This is a genomic window from Methylomagnum ishizawai (assembly GCF_019670005.1).
Lineage (GTDB): Bacteria > Pseudomonadota > Gammaproteobacteria > Methylococcales > Methylococcaceae > Methylomagnum > Methylomagnum ishizawai.
Map to the genome: position 1 here is coordinate 2,587,935 of NZ_AP019783.1, position 20,685 is coordinate 2,608,619.

20 protein-coding genes are annotated in these 20,685 nt (G+C 62.4%); 8 read left to right on the forward strand and 12 right to left on the reverse strand.

Annotated elements, in window-relative coordinates:
* Positions 1-45: 45 nt before the first annotated feature.
* Together K5658_RS11740 and K5658_RS11745 are read left to right on the forward strand one after the other, a co-directional pair.
* Entirely contained in the window at positions 46-936 is an 891-nt protein-coding gene (locus K5658_RS11740; protein WP_221063320.1) for a hypothetical protein, read from the forward strand.
* A gap of 28 nt (positions 937-964) precedes the next feature.
* Positions 965-1,276, forward strand: coding sequence for a c-type cytochrome (locus tag K5658_RS11745; protein ID WP_221063321.1), 312 nt, complete (start codon positions 965-967; stop codon positions 1,274-1,276).
* Here K5658_RS11745 and K5658_RS11750 read toward each other — a convergent pair.
* Positions 1,269-2,255 (reverse strand): serine/threonine protein kinase, encoded by a 987-nt coding sequence (locus K5658_RS11750; RefSeq protein WP_221063322.1) that lies wholly within the window; start codon positions 2,253-2,255, stop codon positions 1,269-1,271. The genes K5658_RS11745 and K5658_RS11750 overlap by 8 nt on opposite strands.
* A gap of 352 nt (positions 2,256-2,607) precedes the next feature.
* On the opposite strand from K5658_RS11750, the gene K5658_RS11755 reads away from it, so the two are divergent.
* Positions 2,608-3,738, forward strand: coding sequence for a polysaccharide pyruvyl transferase family protein (locus K5658_RS11755; RefSeq protein ID WP_221063323.1), 1,131 nt, complete (start codon positions 2,608-2,610; stop codon positions 3,736-3,738).
* 6 nt (positions 3,739-3,744) lie between these two features.
* Here K5658_RS11755 and K5658_RS11760 read toward each other — a convergent pair whose 3' ends face one another.
* The 5 genes from K5658_RS11760 to metH all read right to left on the reverse strand — a co-directional run bounded on the left by K5658_RS11760 (position 3,745) and on the right by metH (position 12,146).
* Complete coding sequence (locus K5658_RS11760; RefSeq protein ID WP_221063324.1) at positions 3,745-5,379, reverse strand: aspartate ammonia-lyase; 1,635 nt, start codon at positions 5,377-5,379, stop codon at positions 3,745-3,747.
* Positions 5,376-5,906, reverse strand: coding sequence for a TIGR00645 family protein (locus tag K5658_RS11765; RefSeq protein WP_221063325.1), 531 nt, complete (start codon positions 5,904-5,906; stop codon positions 5,376-5,378). Before K5658_RS11765 ends, K5658_RS11760 begins: the two co-directional genes overlap by 4 nt.
* A gap of 218 nt (positions 5,907-6,124) precedes the next feature.
* Positions 6,125-7,156 carry a ParA family protein gene (locus K5658_RS11770; protein WP_221063326.1) on the reverse strand — a complete coding sequence of 344 codons (1,032 nt, stop codon included), beginning with the start codon at positions 7,154-7,156 and terminating at the stop codon, positions 6,125-6,127.
* The gene (locus K5658_RS11775; protein WP_221063327.1) at positions 7,153-8,361 is read right to left on the reverse strand and encodes an ATP-binding protein; all 1,209 of its coding nucleotides are present in this window, start codon (positions 8,359-8,361) and stop codon (positions 7,153-7,155) included. Before K5658_RS11775 ends, K5658_RS11770 begins: the two co-directional genes overlap by 4 nt.
* Positions 8,362-8,435: 74 nt before the next feature.
* A complete protein-coding gene (gene metH, locus K5658_RS11780; protein WP_221063328.1) occupies positions 8,436-12,146 on the reverse strand; it encodes a methionine synthase in 3,711 nt (1,236 codons plus the stop codon).
* 330 nt (positions 12,147-12,476) lie between these two features.
* Here metH and K5658_RS11785 point away from each other — a divergent pair, with 330 nt between their 5' ends.
* From K5658_RS11785 to K5658_RS11795, 3 genes are read left to right on the forward strand one after another with little or no spacing between them, the layout of a single operon-like run.
* Positions 12,477-12,797 carry a lipocalin family protein gene (locus tag K5658_RS11785; protein ID WP_246628431.1) on the forward strand — a complete coding sequence of 107 codons (321 nt, stop codon included), beginning with the start codon at positions 12,477-12,479 and terminating at the stop codon, positions 12,795-12,797.
* A 10-nt stretch (positions 12,798-12,807) separates the two neighbouring features.
* Positions 12,808-13,296: a hypothetical protein gene (locus tag K5658_RS11790; protein WP_221063329.1), complete on the forward strand. Its 489-nt coding sequence runs from the start codon at positions 12,808-12,810 to the stop codon at positions 13,294-13,296.
* A 3-nt stretch (positions 13,297-13,299) separates the two neighbouring features.
* The gene (locus tag K5658_RS11795) at positions 13,300-13,512 is read left to right on the forward strand and encodes a DUF2970 domain-containing protein (protein WP_221063330.1); all 213 of its coding nucleotides are present in this window, start codon (positions 13,300-13,302) and stop codon (positions 13,510-13,512) included.
* Positions 13,513-13,656: 144 nt separating this feature from the next.
* Here the strand turns inward: K5658_RS11795 and K5658_RS11800 are convergent, their stop codons facing one another.
* Positions 13,657-14,496 (reverse strand): HDOD domain-containing protein, encoded by an 840-nt coding sequence (locus K5658_RS11800; protein WP_221063331.1) that lies wholly within the window; start codon positions 14,494-14,496, stop codon positions 13,657-13,659.
* A 167-nt stretch (positions 14,497-14,663) separates the two neighbouring features.
* On the opposite strand from K5658_RS11800, the gene moaB reads away from it, so the two are divergent.
* Entirely contained in the window at positions 14,664-15,185 is a 522-nt protein-coding gene (moaB, locus tag K5658_RS11805) for a molybdenum cofactor biosynthesis protein B (protein WP_221063332.1), read from the forward strand.
* A gap of 35 nt (positions 15,186-15,220) precedes the next feature.
* Positions 15,221-15,895, forward strand: a complete 675-nt coding sequence (locus K5658_RS11810) for an NnrU family protein (protein ID WP_221063333.1) — start codon at positions 15,221-15,223, stop codon at positions 15,893-15,895.
* A gap of 389 nt (positions 15,896-16,284) precedes the next feature.
* On the opposite strand, the gene K5658_RS11815 is transcribed toward K5658_RS11810, so the two are convergent.
* The 5 genes from K5658_RS11815 to queA all read right to left on the reverse strand — a co-directional run bounded on the left by K5658_RS11815 (position 16,285) and on the right by queA (position 20,142).
* Positions 16,285-17,226, reverse strand: a complete 942-nt coding sequence (locus K5658_RS11815) for a sensor histidine kinase (protein ID WP_221063334.1) — start codon at positions 17,224-17,226, stop codon at positions 16,285-16,287.
* Between the two features lie 241 nt (positions 17,227-17,467).
* The gene (locus K5658_RS11820; protein WP_221063335.1) at positions 17,468-18,082 is read right to left on the reverse strand and encodes a response regulator transcription factor; all 615 of its coding nucleotides are present in this window, start codon (positions 18,080-18,082) and stop codon (positions 17,468-17,470) included.
* Positions 18,083-18,222: 140 nt separating this feature from the next.
* Positions 18,223-18,480, reverse strand: coding sequence for a YkgJ family cysteine cluster protein (locus tag K5658_RS11825; protein ID WP_221063336.1), 258 nt, complete (start codon positions 18,478-18,480; stop codon positions 18,223-18,225).
* A gap of 3 nt (positions 18,481-18,483) precedes the next feature.
* Positions 18,484-18,909, reverse strand: coding sequence for an HIT domain-containing protein (locus tag K5658_RS11830; RefSeq protein WP_221063337.1), 426 nt, complete (start codon positions 18,907-18,909; stop codon positions 18,484-18,486).
* Positions 18,910-19,113: 204 nt separating this feature from the next.
* Positions 19,114-20,142, reverse strand: coding sequence for a tRNA preQ1(34) S-adenosylmethionine ribosyltransferase-isomerase QueA (queA, locus tag K5658_RS11835; protein WP_221063338.1), 1,029 nt, complete (start codon positions 20,140-20,142; stop codon positions 19,114-19,116).
* Positions 20,143-20,685: the final 543 nt, after the last annotated feature.

A 20,685-nucleotide genomic window follows, 5' to 3' on the forward strand; every position in this document is an offset into this window, starting at 1 on the left:
AAAGCTTCCGAGACCGTACCCACGAACGCCATCGAGGAAACCGCCATGTCCAGCCTGGATTCGCAAGCCCAAGTGTTGCTATTGCGCCATATCGGCGAGTTGGAAACGGCCTTGTTCAACCTGGGCGCGGCGGTGATCGCGGATGGCGGTCGGCCGGCCTGGGTCGAGGGACAGGATCAAACGGTGCTGGCCCGGCAGGCTTGCGCCGCCTTCCTGCAAAGGCTGGATTATTCGGACGCATTGGAACCGGGCGGTACCGAACGGCTGCAAGGTTTGCTCGGCGCCTCGGACGAGACTTTGCGCTGGGTGGGCACGGTGAACCGGCTCAAGCAAGCCCTGCACGGTTTGCTGATGCGGCTGGATTCCGGGGTGATCGAAGGACCGAAGGGCCAGCCCACCCAACGCGCCTGGACCGCGCAATTGCTGACCGGCATAGGCCGCGCCCGCTTCAACCGGCGGCAGGCGGTACGCAGCTTCACCATCCTGGACGCCCGGCCCGTCGCGGCTTCCTATTTCTGGGGCAAGGTGCGGAAGATCGTCCGCATCACCCGCGACGAGGCCCGGCTATTACTGGAAAAGCGCATCGCCGAAACCGGCGATATCGATCCCCGCCACCGCTCCCAATTCGAGGCTTTGATGGACCTGCCCGAAGACGAACCCCTGGCCCAGGTGCAGCAACTCAAGGAATATCCCAGGGTGAACCTGACCTTTCCTACGCCCGAAGGTCCGGTGCGCAAGCAGGTCATGGCCGCCGCCCCCCTTTTCTATCCGGCGGAGATCGGCGCGATGGCCCCGGAGATCATCCCTTTGCCCGACTTGGAGAAGAAACGCCGCCGCCTGCGCCGCAACGACCTATCCATCGAACTCCATGCCTTCCTGCCTTCGATCCGTGTGCATCGCTATATCAAGGATGCCAAGCACACGGGCAAGGATTGATTCCCCCATCCATGCTAGGAGCTTGCCCATGAACATCCGATCCGGCCTCATCGTCGCCTGCTTCGCCGCCTGGGGCATATCCCCGGCCTCCGCGCAGAACTTCGCCCGCGGGCAGGAACTGTTCGAGGACCATTGCCAAGCCTGCCACGAGGATTTCGGGCGGCCCGAAGTCCGGCATCTCCGCTCGGCGAAGGAACTCAGGGCCAGGATCGAGGCCTGGGCGGCGCATACCAATACCGGCTGGAAACAGGAGGATATCGAGGATGTGCTGTTCTATCTCGACCGGAGTTTTTACCGCTTCGACAAGAAGCCTTTGAAACTCGGGGCCGATCTCAAATAGACCACAGCGGCGGCTCGGCCATGCGGACGGTTTGTTCGCGGAGTTCGAGGATCCGCTCGTGCCAATAGCCCGGCGACTCGAACCAGGGGAAGGCCTGGGGGAACGCCGGGTCTTCCCAACGGCGGGCGATCCAACCGGCGTAGTGGATCATGCGCAGGGTGCGCAGGGCTTCGATCAGGCGCAATTCACGGAGGTCGAAGTCGAAGAAGGTTTCGTAGCCGGCCAGCAGATGGCCGAGTTGCCGCCCCATCTCCCCACGGTCGCCCGAGAGCAGCATCCACAAATCCTGGATGGCCGGTCCCATGCGGCTATCGTCGAAATCGACCAAGTGCGGGCCATCGCCGGTCCACAGCACATTACCGGCGTAACAATCGCCGTGCAGGCGTAGCCGCGCCACTTCCCCGGCCCGCTCGAAACAGCGCCGGACCTGGTCCAAGGCCCGTTCGGTGGCATCGCGGTAGGCGTCGCGGAGTTCGGCGGGGATGAAGCCATGCGCCAGCAGATAAGCGCTGGGCTCCTCGCCGAAACCGGCGATATCGATGCCGGGACGGGCTTGGTAGGGCCGCAACGCGCCCACGGCGTGGATACGGCCCAAGAGCCGCCCCATCTGTTCCAAAATGGCGTCGTCGTTGAATTCCGGCGCATAGCCGCCCTGGCGGGGAAATACGGCGAAACGGAAACCTTGGTGGGTGTGCAGCGTGGAGCCATCGCCGCCGACCAGCGCGGGGACGGCGGGGAGTTCGGATTCGGCCAATTCCCGCACGAACTCGTGTTCCTCCAGGATCGCCGCGTCGTTCCAGCGGCCAGGCCGGTAGAATTTGGCGACCACGGGTGGTCCCTCTTCCATGCCGATCTGGTAGACCCGGTTCTCATAGCTGTTGAGCGCGGCCAAGCGGCCATCGCAGGGGAATCCGGCGCTATCCAAAGCATTCAGGATGCAATCCGGGGTGAGCGTGGCATAGGGTGTGGTGTTGGTCATGCCCCATTCTACCCCTAGTCCATCTTCGTTGGGCGCGCGGATCACGCCAGCGCTTATGATACTGTTATCTTAATACATGGAAATATAAAAGAAACGCGGGCCGGGCCATGGCGATGCGGCCCCTCGGTCATCGAATCAGCAGGCCGTGCTGGCTCCGCAACACTTCCAGGCCCTCGAATCGTTGGGCAACCGACCGGACGGGCCGCTACTCATGGGGAAACGAAGGATTGGCCCCGATCTTGTAAATCTGGTGCCAGACCCCTGGAGAAGTCCGTCCCCTTCTCCATGGAACGGCTTGGAAGCCCCGTCGCCCGCCTTTTCGGCTGCGCGCAATCACAGGAGTGCCCCCCCAATGAACCCCAAGACCCTCTTCGTCATCGGTGATTTACACAACCTTGGCGACCAATACCTCGGATATATCGAAGCGCGGCATGTGGCGGAACTTTCCGGCCAGGATGTCGCGCTGGCCCCCTACAATCCGGTCCCGCCGCGGACGGCGGCTTGGTTCGCCCAATCCGGCCTCAAGCTCGAACCCATCCGCCGCAATCCACCGGGATTCCTGGGCCGCTGCCTCAAGGCCAAACTGGTGATCGGCGGGGGGCAAATCATCCGCGAACAAGTCTCGGCAGGCTTCCTGCTGATGTTGATGCTGGGGACGACCCTGGCGGCGTGGAGGGCGGAAAAAGCCCGTGTGGTCGGCGCGGGCGTCGGCACGCTCGAATCGCGCTGGAAACGCCGGGCTTGGCGCTACATCCTGGGCCGCTGCGAATCCATCGGCCTGCGCGACGAAAGCTCCCTCCGCCGGCTGGGCGCGGCCTTCCCCGAACTACTTCCCAAACTGCGGCTGACCTCCGATGTGGCCTTCCTGGCGGGATCGCTCCCGCCCGGCCCGGTGGATTCCCAAACCTGCCTGATGGCCCTGGCCCACGACGCCGGGGAAGGCCGCGACAGCGATCCGGAATCGGTGGTCGAACTGGTGGGGGCATTGGCCGGACGGGGGCTGGTCGCGGAAGTCCGTCTCGTGGCGCACGATCCGAGACCGGACCTCGACCTGGCAACCGGCCAGCATATCGCCGGGCTGATCCAACGACGCTTGAATATTCCGGCCACGCTGGTGCCCTGCCCGACCCTGGATGGCCTGCTGGCCGAATACCGGCGCTCCCGCGTGGTGGTCACGGCCCGGCTGCACGGCCTGATCCTGGGGGTATTGCATGGGAAGCCGGTGATCCCGGTGTTCGATAGCACCGGGAAAATCCAGCCCTTCGCGGACGCGTTCGGCCTGCCGGTCCTATCCGGCACCGGCAGCCCGTCCGAATGGCGGGAAAGCCTGCGCCAAGCGGTCGAAAGGGTCGGGGGGTTTTCCCCTTCGTCCCTGGACCGGGCGCTACAGGTCCATGCGCGGCGGGCGGCGGACAACTTCGCCGGCTTGGACTTTATGCCGGACCTGCCGACCGACCTCCCGGCCGAGTTGGCCAAGCTCTGATCGCTATTAGGCCGAAATCCCGCCCTGGGTCAATTGGGCCGGATCGAGCAGCTTTTCCAGTTCCCCAGGCGGCATCCCGGTCATTTCCGCCGCCACGTCGATGATGGGCCGCCGTTGCTTGTACGCGGCCTTGGCGATTTCCGCCGCTTTCGCATAACCGATGACCGGGTTCAAGGCCGTGACCAGGATGGGATTCAAGGCCAGCGCCTTCCGCAGATTGTCCTCGCGCACCACGAAGCCGGCGATGGCCTTGTCGGCCAGCAAGCGCGAAACATTGGCCAGCAATTCGATGCTTTGCAGCAGGTTGTGGGCGATGACCGGCAGCATCACGTTCAACTGGAACGAGCCCGATTGCCCGGCCACGGTGATGGTGGTGTCGTTGCCGATGACCTGGGCCGCGACCATGCACGCGGCTTCGGGAATCACCGGGTTGACCTTGCCCGGCATGATCGAGCTACCGGGTTGCAAGGCGGGCAGTTCGATCTCGCCCAGGCCCGCCAAGGGACCGGAATTCATCCAGCGCAAATCGTTGGCGATCTTCATCAGGCTGACCGCCACCGTCTTCAACTGGCCGGACAATTCCACCGCCGCGTCCTGGCAACCCAGGGACTCGAAGAACGAAGCGTTGGGCGTGAACGGCAAGCCGGTTTCGTGGATCAAGGCATCGGCGATCCGGGCGGCGAATTCGGGATGGGCGTTGATGCCGGTGCCGACCGCCGTACCGCCCTGCGCCAGTTTGTAGACGCGGGTCAGGGCCATGCCGACACGGGCGTGGGCGTTGCGGATTTGCAGCGCCCAGCCGGACAGTTCCTGGCCCAGCGTCACCGGCATGGCGTCCATCAGATGGGTGCGGCCCGTCTTGACGCTATCGGCCAAGGTGGCGGCCTTGGTTTCCAGGGTCGCGGCCAGATGTTCCAGCGCGGGCAACAGCTTGCTGTGGCATTCCACCGCCGCGCTGACATGGATGGCGGTGGGGATGGTGTCGTTGCTGCTCTGGCCCATGTTGACATGGTCGTTGGCCCCGACCTTGCGCCCGGCGGCGCGGGACGCCAAGGTCGCGACCACCTCGTTGGCGTTCATATTGGTGCTGGTGCCGGAGCCGGTCTGGAACACATCCAGCGGGAATTGGTCGGCGTGCCCGCCCTCGACGATCTCCTGGGCGGCGGCCTGGATCGCCGCGCCCAAATCCGCATCCAGCACGCCGAGTTCGACGTTGACGCGGGCCGCGCACTTTTTAATCAAGGCCACGGCGCGGATGAAGGCGGGCGGCAGGGTCAGGCCGCTGACCGGGAAGTTTTCGACGGCGCGTTGGGTCTGGGCGGCGTAGAGGGCGCTGGCGGGGACTTGGAGTTCGCCCATGCTGTCTTGTTCGGTGCGGTAGTCGGTAGCGGTCATGTTGCTCTCTCTCGTCAAGTTTTGTAGGAAGCCTGCCAGCAGGGCCGGGTCGAACGGCCAGCCCAGTTCCCGCCCCGATCCGGGGTCGCGCAGGACCGGGATGCGGAGCCCGTAGCGCTCCATCAGGCCGGGATCGTCGGCGATATCGATGGAACACCACGCGAAAGAGGCCGCCGCCCGGCACAGGGCCGCAGCCTCGTCGCAGAGATGGCAGCCGTAAGTGCCATAGAGTTCGAGGCGGCTCAATGCGGCTTGCTCCCGGCGGGGCTGTCGCCGTGGCCGTGCTTGGTGATTTTATCGATCACCGCCATGAAATAGGCGGAGACCACGAAGGTCAGGTGCAAAAAGATCGACCACATGATCTTGTCGTCCGGCATCCGCTCGACGTTCATAAACACCTTAAGCAGGTGGATCGAGGAAATGGCGACGATGGACGCCGCGACCTTCATCTTCAAGGAGCCGGAATCCAGCTTGCCCAGCCAGCCCAGCCGCTCGGTGTCCTCGGTCAATTCCAATTGGGACACGGAATTCTCGTAGCCGCTGATCATCACCATGACCAGGAGGCTGCCGACCAGCACCATGTCGATCAAGGACAGCACGGTGAGGACCAGGTCTTCCTCGGCGGTTTCCAGCACATGGGGCAGGACGTGGAAGGCTTCCTGGAAGAATTTGAGGCCCAGGGCGATCAGCCCCAGGCTCATCCCCAGGTAGATGGGGGCGAGCAGCCAGCGGCTGGCGTACATGCAGCGTTCGAGCAGGTGTTCTACGGTCATATCGGGGAGATTGGTTCTAAGAGGTTGATAAGCGGATTGGGCGGGACTTGAGTCAAAAGAGCCCGGCGGGCTTATCAATGGGGTGGGATGGAAGCCTTATCAAGCCGTCTGCTCCACCATCGCGGCCAGGATGCCAATACCTCGGGCTTTGGCGGCGGCGATGCCCAGTCGGTGCTAGCGCGTTTCAGGTTGAAGTCTCTATAGGGCATTGTCGGTGCTTATAGAGCCATACCTATTTCCTTAGCGATCCGAGCCGCCAAACTCTTAAACTCCTTTTTTGCAGCTTGCACCGCGCCGGCGTGTGAACCAATAGCACCATCCGCCGAAGTCAGGTTGAAAATGGGCTTACGATGCTCTTGCGCCATAGGGATCAAGCTACGGTAATGCTTGATGGTCGCCAAACAATAAGGGTCGTCTTCCTGACGCACGATTTCAACGGTTTCGTCAGGACCTGGCTTTTCATTCAGCACGAATTCCCGGTAGACGTTGGGAATACGCTGTATCCACTTATCGTAAGCTTTGACCGGACGATCCAGCCTCACCCCATGCTGTTGACAAACATACCCAATAGGCTGCATCCGACCCTGTGGTAACCTGAACCCTGGAAAACTGGATTTATCCCGGCTCTCATCCCAATTATCAAGCCTTTTCCGCCATAGGTTTTTCCAGGTCCGTAGCGTAGGCCCGAGATTTTTCAACCCTTGCAAAGAAAACAAATCCGCCCCCAAGGGAATCACCACATAATCCGACGCCAACAGCACCGAACGGTTGATCGCGCCAAGGTTGGGACCTATATCGACCAAAACCACGTCCGCCTGGACCTTGGAAGCGGCCATTTGCATGACTTGCCAGAAGGAACTGAGTATCCGCATGGGACGATAAAGGTTGTTATCACCCATGCTATTCGGCCATTCAGCCGACAAAGCATCCTCATAACCGGATAAATCTACGTCACCCGGCAAAAGATAAAGGTCGGTAGCGATGTTCTGTAGAGAAGGCTCGGTAATATCGCCTACGCCCGTCAGCGGTTTCACACATTTATAGATGGTGGAACCAGTACCCGATTGATTCCAAACCTCTTCTATTTTTTCCTCATCCAGAAAAGCCGCTGTAAGATTGGATTGCGGGTCCAGGTCAATCGCCACAACACGCTTTCTTAATTCCGACAAGGTCCATGCCAAATGATAAATCAGCGAGGTTTTGCCCACACCCCCTTTGTTATTGAAAAACGTCAATACCGAGGTGCTCATGGCTTAGCCTTTAAAATGCAAGACACCGCGCTCTGGCTGGTTTCAAACTCGGGGGGCGGATTGCCATTTCTATCCATTTCCCTCCTGGCAACCGCGATACCCCGGCCAAAGGCTTGCACAAAGCCGAATGTCTTCAATACGTCGGCCATATTCGGATTCCGATAGTCCGTGATGCCCGGCCTGCCGAAATTTTCCGATGTCACATTGCCATAAGGACCGCCTGGGCTGTTAATTTCGATACGGTCATTGAACCAATAAATACGCACCGGGGCATGGGTGCTTTCATAGGTGCGATGCAATACCGCGTTGTATAGTATTTGTTGGATGGCCGCCAGCGGATAAGGCGTGGTCCTGATATGCGTGGCGGCGGTTGTAATATCCATGGCGATCCGGTTGTGCGCCTTGATTTTCTCCAAGGTCCGACGCAACATTTCGACCAACGCGCCCGTTATTTCTTCTTCGTCATCGACCGGGTCGGCCAGGTCCACCCCATCAATACGTAGGAATTGGATATAGGCTCCCGGCAGGAAATCCTGCGGACTTTTGCCCAAGCTCAACAAACCCAGCACGGTCGGCGTTGTATCCATCGGCGATACGATCATCTTGCATGAGGCCAACCGTTCTTCATAAGTCCGGCCATTGCTTTCCAATATATCGGCAGCGAAAGCCGCCGGCAGGAACTCATTCTCGAAAACGGTCTTTGAAATATCAGAAAGCTTGGCGATGGGGATGGGATAAATATCGAACGGAATATTTTTATATCTCCTCCTCTCGTTCAATATCCGCTCTTCCTGCTCGTTGGCGATGGACCGGCGCGGCCCCGTCCGTATCCAGATGCGGCCTTCATATTTGACCGGCGGCATATCGGACGGCATGACGGTCACCACGGCCATCCCTGCCCCTTTTATCACCCGTTTCTCCACGGATAACACCGGAAGCGGCAGGATATTACCATCCGTTTTCATATCGGCGAGCGCGAGCAAAAGCTGGTCCGAGATATCCAATCCCGTCGGCACTCCCTCATCCTTGGCACCGATAAACAATACACCCGCCTCGTTGTGATTCGGCAAATCGTTGGCGAAAGCACACACCGCTTGGCGGGCCTTTTTGGGGACATCGCCTTTAAAGGTTTCCTTGCGCTCCACCCGGTCCGACTCGGTATCACTCAAAAGGGCTTCGAGTTCTAGGTCCGAATATCGTTTCATGTCCTAATTACCGGTTGTTTATAGCAATCCATACAAAAACGGCCCTTCAATAACCACCTTTGCTATTCCTTAACCTACTCCGGCTCGTAAGCCAACACCGGAGCCAACCACCGCTCCACCTCCCGCACCTCCATCCCCTTGCGCCGGGCATAATCCTCGATCTGGTCGCGGTTGATCTTGCCCACGTTGAAATACTTGGCGGCGGGATGCGAGAAATACCAGCCGCTGACCGAGGACGCCGGATACATGGCGCAGGATTCGGTGAGCGTGATGCCGGTATTCGCCTCGACTCGCAGCAGGTCGAACAGCGCGGTTTTCTCGGTGTGGTCCGGGCAAGCGGGATACCCTGGGGCGGGCCGGATGCCCCGGTACGCCTCGTCGATCAATTCCCGGTGGCTATGATGCTCTTCGGGCGCGTAACCCCAGAATTCGCGCCGCACCCGCTCGTGCAGCCGCTCGGCGAAGGCTTCGGCCAAACGGTCGGCCAGCGCCTTGAGCATGATGCCGCTGTAATCGTCGTGGCTGGCGGCGAAGGCATCGAGCTTGGCCTCGATCCCCTGCCCCGCCGTGACCGCGAACCCGCCGATGTAATCGGGCAGCCCGCTGTCCGCCGGGGCCACGAAATCGGCCAGGCAGTAATTGGGTTGCCCCGGCGGCTTGACCGCCTGTTGCCGCAGGTGGTGGAGCGTGGTGAGGACTTCGGCGCGGCTGTCGTCGGTATAAAGGACGATATCGTCGCCCACCCGCTGGGCCGGGAAGAAGCCGACGACGGCGTTGGCGGTCAGCCATTCCTGTTGCACCAGCAGTTCCAGCATGGCCTGGGCATCTTGGAGCAAGGTGCGGGCCTGTTCGCCGACGATGGCGTCGTCGAGGATTTTGGGATAACTGCCCGAAAGTTCCCAGGTGTGGAAGAACGGCGTCCAATCGATATAGGGCACCAGTTCCGCGAGCGGATAGCGCTCGAAAGCGCGGACCCCCGTGAAGCTGGGTTTGGGCGGGGTGTAATGCGGCCAATCGCCGTGCAGGCCGTTGGCCTGGGCGGCGGCGAGTTCGTGCATCGGCGCCTGGGCTTTGCGGCCCACATGGCGCTGGCGGACTTCCCCGTATTCCTGGCGCAACTTGGCGATGTAGTCGTCGCGCAAATCCTCGCTCAGGAGGCTCCCGGCCACGCCCACGGCGCGGGAAGCATCGGTGACATAGACCGTCGTGCCCCGGCTGTAATTCGGCTCGATCTTCACCGCCGTGTGGGCGCGGGAAGTCGTCGCCCCGCCGATCATCAGGGGGATATCGAACCCTAAGCGCTCCATTTCCTTGGCGACATGCACCATCTCGTCCAGCGACGGGGTGATGAGGCCGGAGAGGCCGACGATATCCACCTTGTGTTCGCGGGCGGCCTCCAGGATTTTGTCGCAGGGCACCATCACGCCCAGATCGACCACGTCGAAGCCATTGCATTGCAGCACCACGCCGACGATGTTCTTGCCGATATCGTGGACATCGCCCTTCACCGTCGCCATCAGGATTTTGCCGTTGGATTTGGGCGAGGGATTGTTGGCTTTTTCCTCCTCCATGAACGGCATCAGATAGGCCACGGATTTCTTCATCACCCGCGCCGATTTCACCACCTGCGGCAGGAACATCTTGCCCGCGCCGAACAAATCGCCAACCACGTTCATGCCGTCCATCAACGGGCCTTCGATGACGTGCAGGGGGCGGTCGTACTGCTGGCGGGCTTCCTCGGTGTCGGCCTCGACGAACTCGTCGATGCCCTTGACCAGGGCGTGTTCCAGGCGCTTGTTGACCGGCCAGGACCGCCACGCCTGTTCCTCCTTCTTTTCCGTAGCGCCGCCGCCTTCCTCGCGGTATTTCTCGGCCAGGGCCAGCAGCCGGTCGGTGGCTTCGGGCGAGCGGGCCAGGATGACATCCTCGATGGCGTCGCGCAGTTCGACCGGCACGTCTTCGTAGATGGCGAGCTGCCCGGCGTTGACGATGCCCATGTCCATGCCTTCGCGGATGGCGTGGTACAGGAACACGGCGTGGATGGCTTCCCGCACCGGGTTGTTGCCCCGGAACGAGAACGACACGTTGGAAACGCCGCCGGAAATGAGGGCGTGCGGCAAACTGGCCTTGATGTCGCGCACCGCCTCGATGAAATCCAGGCCATAGCGGTTGTGTTCCTCGATGCCGGTGGCGACCGCGAAAATATTCGGGTCGAAGATGATGTCTTCCGGCGGGAAATCCAGGGTCCCGGTCAGGAGCTTATAGGCGCGGGCGCAGATTTCGACCTTGCGGGCCTGGGTGTCGGCCTGCCCGGTCTCGTCGAAGGCCATGACGATGACCGCCGCGCCGTAGCGCCGCACCAGCTTGGCGTGATGAAGGAAGGCTGCCTCTCCCTCCTTCAGCGAGATGGAATTGACGATGCCCTTGCCTTGCAAGCATTTCAAACCGGCTTCGAGAATGTCCCACTTGGAAGAATCCAGCATCACCGGCACGCGGGCGATATCGGGCTCGGACGCGATCAGGTTGAGGAAGCGCACCATCGCAGCCTGGGAATCCAACATGCCCTCGTCCATGTTGATATCGATGATCTGGGCACCGCTCTCGACCTGCGACCGGGCCACGTCGATGGCCTGTTCGTATTTCTCCTCGCGGATCAAGCGCCGGAACGCCGCCGAGCCGGTGACATTGGTGCGCTCGCCGACGTTGACGAACAGGGTGTCCGGGCCGATGTTGAGGGGTTCCAGGCCGGACAAGCGGCAGCGCGGTTCGATGTCGGGAATCCGCCGCGGCGGGAAGTTGGACACGGCGTCGTGGATGGCCCGGATCACCGCCGGATTGGTGCCGCAGCAACCGCCGACGATGTTGAGGAAGCCCTGCTCGGCCCATTCGGCGATTTCCTTGGCCATGGCTTCCGGCGTTTCATCATAACCGCCGAATTCATTGGGTAAACCGGCGTTGGGATGGACCGAGACATAGGTGTCGGCGATACGGGAAAGTTCCTCGACATATTGGCGCAGTTCCTTGGCCCCGAGCGCACAGTTGAAACCGAAGGCGAGCGGTTTCGCATGGCGCAGGGAATTCCAGAAGGCTTCCACGGTCTGACCCGACAGCGTGCGGCCCGAGGCGTCGGTGATGGTGCCCGAAATCATCACGGGCAGTTCGACCCCATGGCGCTCGCCGTACACCTCCACCGCGAACACGGCGGCCTTGGCGTTCAAGGTATCGAACACGGTCTCGATCAGGATGATATCGGCCCCGCCGTCCACCAAACCGGCGATGGCTTCCAGATAGCCCTCGACCAGTTCGTCGAAATGGACGTTGCGGAAACCGGGGTCGTTGACATCGGGCGAAATCGAACAGGTGCGGCTGGTCGGCCCCAACACGCCCGCCACGAAACGGGGCCGGTCCGGGGTCCTGGCCGCCATGGCGTCGCAAGCCTCGCGGGCGATGCGGGCGGCGGCGACATTGAGTTCGTAGACCCATTCCTCCATGCCGTAGTCGGCCATGCTGACGCGGGTGGAGTTGAAGGAACAGGTTTCGAGGATATCGGCCCCGGCTTCGAGATAGGCGTCGTGGATGGCGCGGATGATCCGGGGCTGGGTCAAGCACAGGAGGTCGTTGTTGCCCTTGAGGTCGGAAGGCCAGGCGGCGAAGCGCTGCCCCCGGTAATCGGCCTCGCCGAGTTGGTAGGTCTGGATCATGGTGCCCATCGCGCCGTCCAGGAACAAGATGCGTTCGGAGAGCAGGCGTTGGAGCAAAGCGGCGCGGGCGGTGAAATCGGTCATCGTGTCCTGTTCCTGTGGAGAAAAAGCGGAAGGTTTGCCCGGAAGTCCGGGCGGCATATTTTAGTCGGGGCGGACCTTGGTATAAACAGCCCCTAGCCTTGGCAAACCCTTGGGTTTCCTTGCTATCGGGAAATGAAAAATGTAAAAATTCGGCGTTCTTTATCCACGAGGCCCACAGATTCCGCCGACATCGGTGCCCCGATCCCGGCACGGAAAGCCTGGGCTTCCCACAACAACAACGCCAAGGGGGTTATTATGAAAATAAGGACTTTCTGCGCCGCCGGTTTCCTAGGAATCATGGGCGCTTATCACATGGCCGCGCAAGCGGACATGCCACTCAAAGACGGCAGCGAAATCGCCGGAACCTGGAAACTGGTCTCGGTGGCTGCGGCCCTCGACAAACCCAGGACCGAAGAAAACCGCATCTGGGAATTCCGCACCGACGGGACCATCATCACCAGCGGTTATAACCGGCACTTCAAAACCGAAGACCGCCACGAGTGGAAATACAAAATCGTCAACGGGAGAATATCCGCCGACGATCCGGGCAGGCCGGGCAAAACCATCGATTACTCCGTCTACGAGATGAAAGGCAACGAGATGATTCTCAAGGGCGGAATCGAGGGATTCTATTTCTTCAAAAAACAATGAGGAGGCGATAATGATAAAAGACTTATTCAAATTCGGTAAGGAAGATGTATACATGTGGGCCGGGCTGGGTATCTTCAGCCTGATCATGATCTTGGCCCTGAGCCTCATCTCCAGCACCGGACTGGTGGTCAAGGATTTGATCGGCCTGGCCGTGGTGATGGTGTTGCCGGGCTATGTGATCGTGAAACTGTACATGGACAACATGGTCATCAACGAAAACATGACCAAGAACCCCATCATCAACAAGGCCATCGACAAGTTCATCGTCTCGATGGGTTGCAGCATCGCCACCATCGTCCCCATCAACTACCTGTGGAAATACCTGCTGGACATGGGCATCGCCGATTCCAAGGGCGACCTGATGGGCACGGTGGAAGACGAGATGATCTATTCCGGCAGCGCCTCCTGGCGGGCCTTGTTCACCGTCCTCCTGGTGATCGGCGTCGCCATCGGCGTGAGGATTTACCAGGCGAAAAAGGCCGGCAACCCCCAGGCTTGAACCATGGCAGAACAAGACAATCCCTCCGGCAAACCCTCGCTGATGCAAATCGTGGGCAGCGTGTTCGCCGCCGCCTTCGGCGTACAGAGCGACGCCAACCGGCGGCGCGATTTCGCCCAGGGCACCTCGGCGACCCCTTATATCGTCGCCGGCCTGATCTTCACCGTCCTCTTCATCATGGCCATCGTCGCCGTGGTGAAGACGGTGGTCGGCTAGAGCGCTACCGGTCCGGGTTTACGCTCAGGCTATCCCGGTGGGCACGGAATACGTATCCACACGTGAAAATGCCCTAGTCCCGCCCTTGGCGGTGGGGGACGATCTGACGGGCGGTCCAGCCCGCGCCCATCGCCCCCCCGCCCCCTACAACAGCAGATTCCGGGTCTCGGCGGAAGTCGCCGAGATATCCTCCATCTGCAATATCTCGACCCCGCCCTCGAAACCCAGTTTGGCGAAGGCCGGCACCTTGGCCAAATCCACCTGGAATCCGGGATCGGCGGCCACCCGGTTTTCCAAATAGGCCACCTGCACCACGTCCACATAATCCGCCTCGGGTTCGGGATCGCGCTGGAACTCCAGGTATTCCCAAGTCACCCGCGCCAGGGCTTCGGGCAGATCCCACGACCGCATGATGAGCTTGGCGATCAAGGGATGCAGATGCTCCAAGTGCTGGGACAAGACTTCCGTATCGTTGCCGAGTTCGGGGAATTTCTCGGCCAGGGTCAGGATCGGGAGTTTCCCGATCTGATGCAGCAGCCCCGCGAGCATGGCGAGGTCCGGGTCGAGGTGGCGGCAGCGGACGGCCAGCGCCCGGCACACCGCCGCGACGTTGACGCTCTCGCGCCAGATGGCCTGGAACTGGCGGTCCAGGTTGAGGCAGCCCGGTTTGAACAATTGCTTCATGGCCAGGCTGATGACCAGGGTGCGCACCGTGTTGTGGCCCATGCGGGCGATGGCGGTCTGGAGGCTTTCGACCTTGGTCCGCGCCCGGAACAAGGGGCTGTTCGCCATCTGCAACAGGCGCACCGAGAGGCTGGGGTCGTTGGCGATCAGCCGGGCGATTTCGGCGTCGGTGGCCCGGTTGCTGGTCAACGCTTGGCGGACTTGCAAAGCCACTTGGGGAAGGGTCGGCAGGCGCAGTTTGTCGCTTTGCACCGCCGCCTGCATATAGGCGAGAAATACCTTTTCGTTGCGTAAATCCACAGTAGGGTCCAAACCTAGGTTGAGACATCGCGGGATGAGGTTTCCCGCTCCATCGGCAAGTTTAGGGCAAAGCCGGGATTTCCGCCCGGACCCCGAACAGGGCCGATTGCGCCGGAGGCCGGGCTCCGGTAGCTTAGCGGCCCACCCCCAACCCCCGGACCCGAACCATGAGCCAGGAACGCAAGTTCATCCCCCTGTCCATCGCCGTGCTGACCGTCTCCGATACCCGTACCGAGGAGACCGATACCTCCGGCAAGACCCTGGTGGAGCGCCTCGCCGCCGCCGGCCACCGCGCCGCCGACAAGCGCATCGTGGCGGACGATATCTACCAAATCCGCGCCATCGTCTCGGCCTGGATCGCCGACCCCGCCATCCAGGCCGTCATCACCACCGGCGGCACCGGCGTCACCGGGCGCGACGGCACGCCGGAAGCGGTGGCGGTGCTGTTCGACAAGACCCTGGACGGCTTCGGCGAGATGTTCCGCGCCCTCTCGTACCAGGAGATCAAGACCTCGACCCTCCAATCCCGCGCCCTCGCCGGGGTGGCCAACGGCACTTATCTCTTCTGCCTGCCCGGTTCCGCCAGCGCTTGCCGCACCGGTTGGGACCGCTTGATCCAGGACCAGCTCGATTACCGCACCCGGCCCTGCAACCTGGTGGAATTGATGCCGCGCTTGCTGGAAAAATGAACCCCGTCTTTCAACCCCCGCTCCAGGAGGCCTCCATGATCCCACTCGTATTGGCCACGATCTTCTTCGTCGGCATCCATTTCGTGATTTCGGGTTCCAGGCTGCGCGACACGCTGGTCGCCCGGCTGGGCGAATCCCGGTTCCGGGCGGGATTCAGCCTGCTGTCGATATTCGGGCTGTGGTGGCTAGCCCATGCCTACCGGGCCGCGCCTTACATCGAAACCTGGGGGCAACTGGGTTGGTTCAAGCCGGCCGCCCTGTTGTTGATGTTGCCCGCCTTCCTGTTCGCCACGCTGGGGACGACCCCGGCCAATCCCACCGCGGTGGGCGGCGCCGCCCCGACGGCCCAAACCGCGCGGGGCATCCTGCGGATCACCCGCCATCCCTTCCTGTGGGGCGTGGCGCTGTGGGCGGCCACGCACCTCATCGCCAATGGCGACGCGGCGTCCTTGGTATTGTTCGGTTCATTGCTGCTGCTGGCGGTGGGCGGTACCTATGCCATCGACGACAAGCGCTTGCGGATGTATGGGGAAGACTGGGAAAAATATTCGCTGGCAACCTCGAACCTGCCGTTCCTGGCGATCATCCAGAAGCGCAACACCCTGGTGCCGGGTGAAATCGGCGGGTGGCGTCCGGCGCTGGCCTTGGTGCTTTATTTGGCGATGTTGCATTTCCACAAGGGGCTGTTCGGGGTGTCGCCGCTGTTTTGAGCTTGGAGCCGGGCGCGCCTTGCCCGCGAACCCGGCCCCCCATACGCGGATTTTTTCGCATGAGTAAGCCTACCGATTGCGGTAAAAAAGCTTTGGGTCCAATGTCCTAGCCAGATTTCGGCTTTCCGGGTTGGCATCCCACGGGGCCAACCCACCTCCTGGTTACCTCCAACTGCCTTCGTCAACTTTTCACAAAACCACAACCGGATCGGCAACCGCGCCCTGGGCGAGCCGCCAGACCTGGAGGATTTGCCGCTGGGATCGGAAAACTGGGGCGATACCTTGATCCAGGTGCCGGGCGATGGCTTGCGGCTGTCGACGGGGCCGGATGGCCGCGCGATTTCCCGGTGGCCTTGTGGCGGGGGCGGGTGAGCGGGGGTTCCCGGTACTTACGGGCTGAGAGGAAGGGCCAGGACGAAGCGCCCGCCAGGCCCCGTGTCGGCAACCTCGGCCCCGAGGCTCCCGCCATGCAGGCCGGCATAGCACCGCGCCAAGGCCAAGGCGATCCCCATGCCTTCGTGTTTGCCACCGTGCAAGGGCGGGTCGAGGGGGATGAAAGGCTCGAAGAGATGTTCCAAGCGCGGCGGGGCCAAGCCCATCGCCTCGGCCCGCACTGTCCAGCTGACGCCGCGCCCTTCGCGCCACAGCCCCAGCCGGACCTCGCCCTCCGCCGGGGTATAGCGCGAGGCGTGGGCCAGGAGGATTTCCAGGACGCGGCCCAGGCGCACCGGATCGGCCTGGAGGCTCCAGGACTCCGGCGGCGGCAGTTCGACCCTCAGGCTTTGCCGGCGCTTGGCCAAGAGTTGCCGCCCGGTCTCGGCGGCGTGGTGGGTCAGCGCGACCGCGTCCAGGCTTTCCAAGTTCAGTTCCAAACGGCCCTGCTCCATCCGCGAGAAATCGGACAGGTCAGCGATCATCTGACTGAGCTGGCGCACCTGCCGCTCGATGCTCCCGGCGGCGGATTCCAGGAGTTCGGGCCGGGCCATGCCGTAGCGCTTGAGCAATTGCGCCGAGGTCAGGATGGGTGTCAGGGGATTCCTGAATTCATGGACCAGGACGGATAGGAAATCGGCGTAATGCCCGGCCTCCAGCGCCACACCGCCGGAGCCGGCGAGCAACCCCGCCAGGCGCCGGTTCTCGGCTTCGGCCCGCTGCCGGGCCTGTTCGCTGAGCCTGATGCGTTCCCGCAATACGTGGCATTCCTCTTCGCTCGCGGTCGGCGCGGCCTTGCCCTGCCGGGCCGGGCCGCTGCCGTAAGGGTCGGGGGGAAGTAACACACAGCGGTCCGCCGGGACTCCTGGATCGGGTGGCGGGGTATATCGTTTTTCCATGGCGCCGGCCTTCTGAACGCCTCGGACCCAACCCCACGGCTTCCAGGGGAAATCCATGGCCCGATCCAAGGGAAAATGAATGAACACTAGGGATAACCGCGACGATTAAACGGTATCCGGAAATACCTTTTGTTCCGGCTAGAATACGTGATTCCTGTGCCTCTTGGGTGTACGTAGTACTGCTTATAGCCTAGCTATGAAACGTCCGCGCCAGCGGGTTCCACCACTTCTGCTACATTCCTCAGCGCACGCCAATCCCGATGGCCAAGGCGACCAAATCGGCCAGGGAATCCACCCCCAGCTTTTCCATGATGCGGGCGCGATGGATCTCGGCGGTACGATGGCTGATTCCCAACGCCCGCCCCACCTGCTTGGCGGAATATCCCCGCGCCAACAAAACCAGGATTTCCTTCTCCCTGGGCGTGAGATGGGAATACAGGGCTTCCAGCTTGCTATGCTGGGCTTTTTCCACATCGCGCCGGACCCCGAGTTCCAAGCCCCGCCGCACCGCCTCGATCAGCACCGCGGCATCCACCGGCTTCTCCAGGAAATCCACCGCCCCGCCCTTGAAACCGGTCCGAGCCTTTTCCACATCGCCGATGCCGGTGAGGAAAATGATGGGCAGGTCGATATCGCGCTCGGCCAGGATGCGCTGGATTTCGAGGCCGGTGAAGCCCGGCAGGTCGATATCCAGCACGATGCAGCCATGGAGGTTGGGCCGGATGGCCTCCAGGAATTCGGTGCCCGTGGCGAACAGCGCCACTTTGAAACCTTCCGCTTCCAAAAGCGCCGCCAAGGCTTCGCGCACCGGGGTATCGTCATCGACGATGAATAGGGTTAATTCGTCAACCGCCATGGTCTCGCTCCCAAATCAACGGGTAGCCGCCGGTCATAAGGTATCCAGCAAATGGATCGGGTAGGCTCACGATAGAATCTCCTTTTTAACTATAGACTATTTCCATGCCCATCCCTTGTGACGGGGACGGGTTCATCGATTCACCCCGGCCGGGTGGCGTGCTCCAGCCAAGCCAACCGTGCCAGTGCCTCGTCCCGGTCCGCGCCGCACATCTCCTCGCTGGGTTGCAAGCCCGAACAGCAGCGCGGACGCCCAGGGCTTCCGAACACCGCGCAGCGATCGTCCCCGGTCAATTGGACGCAACGGACCCCGGCGGGCTTCCCGCGCGGCATCCCCGGAATCGGACCGCTGATCGAGGGCGCGATACAGCACGCGCCACAACCGGGACGGCATTCCATAGGCTAGGACCAGGGCACGAAGTCCGGGAGCGCCATCCCGGCCAGCCGCTCCCGGACGGCGGCCAAGCCCGCCGCGTCGTAGGCCCATGGCTCGAACCGGCCCCACACCGGCGCGGGCCAGGCCGGATCGTGGCGGTAGCGCACCACATGATGCACATGCAGTTGCGGCACCAGGTTGCCCAGCGCGGCGATATTGAGTTTGTCGGCGGCGAAGGCGGCGGCGAGCGCCCCGCCCAGGACCGAGGACTCCCGGATCAGCCGGATTTGGTCGGCGTCGGGCAATTGGTGGATTTCGGCGATGCCGGGCCGCTCCGGCACCAGGATGAACCAGGGATAGCGGCGCTCGTTCATCAACAGCAGGCGGCAGAGGGGGAAACGCCCCAGCGGCAGGCCGTCCTGGGCGAGGCGGGGATGGAGTTCGAACATCATCAGGGAGTCCCCCGGAACGGGGCCGGTACGCGCGGGAAGCGCCGCCCCGACCGCCCGGAACGGGCGGGAACTCGAACGGCACGGCCAGAACGGGCATGTGCGACACAATCCATGGTCGATGATTTCCTGGGGTGGCGGAACGGGAGGTAGTTTAACAGCGCCGGGGCCGACGTGGGCACCCATCGCGCGCCAGACCCAAAAGCGCTAAGGCCGCCGTGTCACGAACATCGCATCGCCGTAGCTGAAGAACCGATATCCCCCGGCCACCGCGTGGCGGTAGGCCGCCAAGACCTCCGCCCGCCCGGCGAAGGCGCACACCAGGGTCAGCAAGGTGGATTCGGGCAGGTGGAAATTGGTGACCAGGGCATCGACGCAGCGGAAGCGGAAGCCGGGCCGGATGAACAAATCGGTCTCGCCCCGGTATGGGGCCAACTCCCCGCCCAGGGCGGCGGTCTCCAAGGTCCGCACCACGGTCGTGCCCACCGCCACCACCCGCCCGCCACCGGCCCGCGCCGCCCGGATTTTGTCCACGGTGGCCGGGGACACCTCGCAGAACTCGAAGTGCATCCGGTGCCGGTCGAGATCGTCCACCCGCAACGGCTGGAAAGTACCGCTGCCCACATGCAGGGTCACGAAGGCGGACTCCACGCCCCGCGCCGCCAGCCGCTCCAGCGTCCCGGCGTCGAAATGCAACCCGGCGGTGGGGGCCGCCACCGCGCCCGGCGTCCGGGAAAACACGGTTTGGTAGCGCTCGCGGTCCTCGTCCCGGTCGGCGCGGGCGATATAGGGCGGCAAGGGCATATGCCCCACCGCCGCCAGCACGGCCTCGATCCCCGGCCCTTCCGGGAATTCCAATTCGAACAAATCCTCCCGCCGTCCCCGGACCCGGCAGGCGTAGCCGCCCTCCAGATGGATCGCCCCGCCCGGCTTGGGCGCTTTGCTGGCCCGCACATGGGCGAGGGCCAACCGGACGTCCAGCACCCGCTCGATCAGTACCTCCACCCGGCCGCCGCTGGCCTTGTGGCCGAACAACCGGGCCGGGATCACCCGTGTATCGTTCAGCACCAGCAGATCGCCCGCCGCCAACAGGTCGGGCAAGGCGGCGAAATGGCGGTCCTCCAACCGCCCGCTGGTTCCGTCCAGGCATAGGAGGCGGCTGGCGGCGCGTTCCGGCAAAGGGGTTTGGGCGATCAGGTGTTCGGGGAGGTCGTAATGGAAATCGCTTTTGAGCATCGGGCACGGTTTCTGAGTGATGGGCATGGAAAAACCGCCGACATCCGGCGGGACGTTCATAGTTCCACAATCAAGCCCGGTTCGACCACCCGGCCGGGCGGAATCCGGCAGAAACCCATAGGGCCGGGGTCATCGAGGCCGGGATGCGGCGCGGCGGTAGGCGTCCACCCATTGGATCACCACCACGGCCCCTCCGATCCCGACCCCGCCCCGGCCGCAAGTAGCCCCAGCCATACCACAGTCACGCGCGCCTGGGGATTAAATCCACAGCGCGCCCACGGATTAAACCGACAGAAGACACAAACCGCACAAACATATACATGTAGAACAATCCCGACAATTGCGTTACATTAAGCTATCGGCGTGGCCCCGCCCCCAAAAACGCCACAACCAGAGTCCCACACCCCCCAAAAACCAAGGGCACCGTCGATACGGGTATATTATAAAGAATCTCACGCCCCGCCCAAACCCCGATATTAAATACCCCGAAATAGACCTCCCTCACAAACCAAAACACAACGCCCCTAAATCCCACAGTCATTC